The 3,741-nt window shown below is 55.6% G+C and carries 2 protein-coding genes; one reads left to right on the forward strand and one right to left on the reverse strand.

Features of this window, described 5'->3' with window-relative positions:
* Window positions 1–33 precede the first annotated feature (33 nt).
* Window positions 34–606: a recombinase family protein gene (locus PPL9_RS01125; protein ID WP_057460921.1), complete on the reverse strand. Its 573-nt coding sequence runs from the start codon at window positions 604–606 to the stop codon at window positions 34–36.
* 195 nt (window positions 607–801) lie between these two features.
* Between PPL9_RS01125 and PPL9_RS01130 the strand changes: the two genes are divergently transcribed.
* The gene (locus PPL9_RS01130) at window positions 802–3,708 is read left to right on the forward strand and encodes a Tn3 family transposase (RefSeq protein WP_057460922.1); all 2,907 of its coding nucleotides are present in this window, start codon (window positions 802–804) and stop codon (window positions 3,706–3,708) included.
* Window positions 3,709–3,741 lie beyond the last annotated feature (33 nt).

Here is a 3,741-nt window from a genome sequence, read left to right on the forward strand (position 1 = left end):
GGGGTCGATTAGGGCTCAGTGATAAATCGTACGCTAAGGGTTCTGAGTTCTCTGTAATGTACGATAGATAGTTGCCCTTGAAACGGAGAATATTTCGGCGAGATCGCTGATCGAATGGTCCCCGGTTTCGTGCATCTTCAGCAGCTCTCTTTGTTGTTTTTCAGTTAGTTTTGGCTTTTTTCCTCGCATCTTGCCCTTTGCTTTGGCGATGGCCATCCCTTCCCGGGTACGCATTCTAAGCAGGTCTGCTTCGAACTCGGCAAAGGTGGCGACGATATTGAAGAACATCTTACCCATCGGATCGCTGGGATCGTAGATTGCGGCCCCCAAGGCAAGCTTCACGCCTTTGGCTTCGAGTTGATCACTGATAGCCCGAACATCCGGAACAGATCGGGCTAGACGATCAAGCTTGGTCACGACCAGGGTATCACCTTTGCGCACGGCGGCCAGCGCTTGTTCAAGGCCAGGTCGCTCCCGGTTGGTGCCGGTCAATCCATGATCCGTGTAGATGCGGTCGTCCTGAACTCCGAGTTCACTCAATGCCTGCCGCTGTGCGGTGAGGTCCTGACTGTAGGTCGAGCAGCGTGCATATCCGATCTTTTCCATTGGTCCACTGTACGTTTGAACCCCCTTCACTGCAACTTTTATCGAACTAGCTATTTGCGACACCTTGAAGCCTTGGTTTTATAGGCGAGGACTCTGGGGTCTGAGCTGTGCGCTGAAGGTACGTCTATCGGACGGGCGAAAACATAAACAAAGGCCTCGGCTCCGCCCCTCAATACTTCTCTGAAAAGGTAACATATGGCCCACAGAACTGTTCTGACGAAACGTCAACGTGATGCTCTCTTCGCCCTTCCCACCGACCGGGCATCGCTGGAATACCACTACACGCTTGCGGATGATGACATCGCGTACATCAAAACGCGCAGGCGGCCAAAAAATCAGATGGGCTTTGCGCTCCAGCTTTGCGCATTGCGATATCCTGGACGTCTTCTGAAGCCGGGAGAGGTGATCCCGGAGGCAGTATCCAGTTACCTTGCCGCCCAACTCGGGCTGCAACCGGAAGATCTCTTGCCCTACGCTGCCCGCGATGTAACCCGTCGAGAACATCTCAGTGCATTACGCAAGATCTATGGCTACCAGCGGTTCACTGGCAAGCGCGTGAAGCAGATGAAATCATGGCTCTCTCAGCAGGCTGAGGCGGCCGAATCCAGTGAAGGGCTGGTGTGCAAATTCGTAGAGGAATGCCGAAAACGGAAGATCATCTTGCCGGGGGTCACGACCATCGAGAGGCTATGCGCTGATGCCTTGGTGGCTGCCGAGCGTCGGATTGAGGACAGGATTGTCACGCGTCTGGAGAGTCGGATGCGCCGCCGCCTCAACGATTTGCTCGGCCCGGCTGCAAACGGCTGGCAGAGTGTGTTCTTATGGCTGCGCAGTTTCGAGGTCGGCAAGAACACGGCCGATATGAACCGCCTGCTTGAGCGGGTGGAGTTTCTCAAGGAGATTGGCCTGTCACCTGATGTTCTTGATGGTATTCCGCCCCATCGGGTCAAGATCTTGCGCCGCCAGGGCGAGCGGTACTTCACGGCGGATTTGCAGGACATTAGCAGTAATCGTCGTCTTGCCATTCTAGCCACCTGTGTCGTCGAATGGGCCGCGTCCATCGCTGATACCGTTGTGGAAACCCATGACCGGATTGTGAGCAAGACCTGGCGAGAGGCTAAGAAAATCAGCGCACTGCACTTCGAACAGGCGCAGGCGGATATTGCTAGCACACTGGCCGAGTTCCAGGCACTGGGAACAACATTACTGATGGCAAGAGGCGATGATCTAGCCCTCGGCGAGGCTATCGATGCATCCTGTTCATGGGCTGGTCTGGAAACTCTTGTGGCGATGGCGACCCAGCTAATCAAACCGGCCATGGCCGAACCGATGGACCACATCGAGAAGGCGGTTCACAGCTTTAAACTCTATGGCAAGCGCATGTTGAGCGTGCTGGACATTCGAGGCGCCACCGTGGTCCAACCGTTACTCGACGCCGCGGCGATCATCCGGGAGGGTGCTGACATCCCGACCAAATCGCGGGCCTTTTTACCTGCCCGATCAAAATGGGACAAGCAACTGCGCAAGCCGGACACCAATGAGGAACGGCTTTGGATTGTGGCGGTGATGTTCCGCCTTCAGGAGGCCTTTCGGTCCAACGATATTTGGCTGGATCATGCCCGCCGATATGCTGATGACAGAAAGGTTCTTGTGCCCTTGGAAACAGCGAAAACGATGCCGGGCCTTGATCTGCCGCTGGACCCCAGGGTCTGGATTGAGGATCGCAAGCGCCGGTTGGAGGATGGCTTCGAGCGGCTTGCGGCAGCTGTCAGGGATGGCGCTCTTCCCAACGGCATAATCGAAGATGGCCAGTTGCGGATTGAGCGTCTCAAGGCGGATGTTCCGGAGGAAGCTGCCGATCTGGTTCTCGATCTCTATCGGCGTCTGCCCCCTGCGAAAATCACGGACATCCTTCAGGACGTGGCTGAAGTCACCGGCTTCACGGAAGCGTTCACTCATCTGCGCACGGGTACACCCTGCAAAGACATCATTGGGCTGCTGACCGTACTTCTCGGCGAGGGGCTGAACGTTGGCCTGAGCAAGATGGCCGCCGCGACCGCTGACCATGAATATTCTCAGTTGTCCCGTTTGTCGCGCTGGTTTGTTGAAAATGATGCGATTAACGAGGCGCTGGCGATCGTGTTGGATGCTCAGTCCAAGCTTCCCATGGCGCAATACTGGGGTTCGGGTCAAACCTCCTCTAGCGATGGGCAGTTCTTCCCGACCACGCGTCAAGGTGAAGCGATGAACCTCATCAATACGAAGTATGACGCGCATGTGCCGGGATTGAAAGCATACACCCATGTTTCCGACCTGTACGGGCCGTATTGGATCAATTCGATCCCGGCCACGGTGAGCGAAGCACCCTACATTCTGGATGGACTGTGCCTGAGCGAGATCGGCAAGAAAATCAAGGAACACTACGCTGACACGGGCGGGTTCACCGATCTTATATTCGCCACCTTCGCCCTTCTGGGCTATCGCTTCATTCCCCGTATCCGTGATCTGAAATCCAAGCGGTTCTACGTCTTCGATCTCAAAAGCGTTCCGAAAGAACTCAAGTGCCTCATCGGGGGCAAGGTCCGGGAACAGACTTTCATCGACAATTGGGGGGATGTGCTGAGATGCACAGCCACGATGCGGGCCGGCAAAGTGCCTCCAAGCCAGATACTCAAGCGATTGTCAGCCCGACCACGCAAGAACGATCTGGCCATCGCAATGCGGGAAATCGGACAGATCGAACGGACACTGTTCGTCATCGAATGGGCTCTCGATATGGACATGCAGCGCCGCTCAACTGTCGGGCTGAATAAAGGCGAGGCGCACCATGCGCTGAAGAATGCCTTGTGGATTGGCCGTCAGGGTGAGATCCGGGATCGGACCACAGAAAGTCAGCATTTCCGTTTGGCATGCCTGAACCTACTCACCGCCATCATCATATTCTGGAACACGGATCAGCTCGGAAACGCAGTCCTGCAGCGTCAAAGCGCAGGACTGGATACCCCAGAATTCCTGCTCAGGCATATCTCGCCGCTCGGATGGGAACACATCCTGCTCATCGGACAGTACATCTGGCGCAAGAGGAAAGCGGAAATTGCTTAGCGTACGATTTATCACTGAGCCCTAATCGACCCC

It is taken from the genome of Pseudovibrio sp. POLY-S9 (assembly GCF_001431305.1).
Classification (GTDB): domain Bacteria; phylum Pseudomonadota; class Alphaproteobacteria; order Rhizobiales; family Stappiaceae; genus Pseudovibrio.

Bases quoted from the DNA above. Each gene is read 5' to 3' on its own strand.
- PPL9_RS01125 (WP_057460921.1), bottom strand. From the start codon at position 606: ATGGAAAAGATCGGATATGCACGCTGCTCGACCTACAGTCAGGACCTC.
- PPL9_RS01130 (WP_057460922.1), top strand. From the start codon at position 802: ATGGCCCACAGAACTGTTCTGACGAAACGTCAACGTGATGCTCTCTTC.